The sequence below is a fragment of the Acinetobacter sp. MB5 genome, assembly GCF_003261585.1.
Classification (GTDB): domain Bacteria; phylum Pseudomonadota; class Gammaproteobacteria; order Pseudomonadales; family Moraxellaceae; genus Acinetobacter.
Genome location: NZ_POVU01000044.1, coordinates 1 through 1,205, shown reverse-complemented (window position 1 = coordinate 1,205; position 1,205 = coordinate 1). Strand labels below are relative to the sequence as shown.

Sequence of the window (1,205 nt, the reverse complement as noted above, 5' to 3'; positions counted from 1 at the left end):
GATTATGCAGTTACTTTAGCAACAACACCAGCACCTACAGTACGACCACCTTCACGGATCGCAAAACGTAGACCTGGGTCCATTGCGATTGGGTGGATCAATTCTACTGACATTTCTACGTTGTCACCTGGCATTACCATTTCAACGCCTTCTTGTAATTGGATTGCACCAGTTACGTCAGTTGTACGGAAGTAGAACTGTGGACGGTAGCCATTAAGGAATGGAGTGTGACGACCACCTTCGTCTTTAGAAAGTACGTATACTTCTGCGTCGAATTTAGTATGTGGCTTGATTGTACCTGGTTTAGCAAGTACTTGACCACGTTGTACGTCTTCACGTTTAGTACCACGTAGAAGAACACCACAGTTCTCGCCCGCACGACCTTCGTCAAGAAGTTTACGGAACATTTCTACGCCAGTTACAGTTGTTTTAACTGTATCTTTAATACCAACGATTTCAACTTCTTCGCCGACTTTAACGATACCAGACTCAACACGGCCTGTTACCACAGTACCACGACCTGAGATTGAGAATACGTCTTCGATTGGCATCAAGAATGCTTTGTCGATAGCACGTTCTGGTTCTGGGATGTAAGTGTCAAGCGCTTCAACAAGAGCAAGAACTGAAGGCTCACCGTACTGGCCAGCGTCGCCATTAAGCGCAGCAAGAGCAGAACCACGGATAACTGGAGTGTCATCACCTGGGAAGTCATAAGTAGAAAGAAGTTCACGAACTTCCATTTCTACTAATTCAAGTAATTCTTCGTCGTCAACAAGGTCGCATTTGTTTAAGAATACGATGATGTAAGGTACACCTACTTGGCGAGAAAGAAGGATGTGTTCACGAGTTTGTGGCATTGGACCGTCAGTCGCAGCACATACAAGGATCGCACCGTCCATCTGAGCAGCACCAGTGATCATGTTTTTAACATAATCGGCGTGTCCTGGGCAGTCTACGTGAGCGTAGTGACGAATTGGAGAATCGTATTCTACGTGTGAAGTATTAATTGTAATACCACGTGCTTTTTCTTCAGGAGCTGAGTCGATTTGTGAGTAATCTTTCGCTTCACCGCCGTAAGTTTTCGCACAGATAGTTGCGATCGCAGCAGTAAGAGTTGTTTTACCATGGTCAACGTGACCAATTGTACCCACGTTTACGTGTGGCTTATTACGTTCAAACTTGGCTTTAGCCATGATGTTCTTCCT

At 45.1% G+C, this 1,205-nt stretch carries 1 protein-coding gene; it reads right to left on the bottom strand.

The features are described from left to right. Positions 1-2: 2 nt before the first annotated feature. Positions 3-1,193: an elongation factor Tu gene (tuf, locus tag C1A47_RS17510; RefSeq protein WP_111896289.1), complete on the bottom strand. Its 1,191-nt coding sequence runs from the start codon at positions 1,191-1,193 to the stop codon at positions 3-5. Positions 1,194-1,205: the final 12 nt, after the last annotated feature.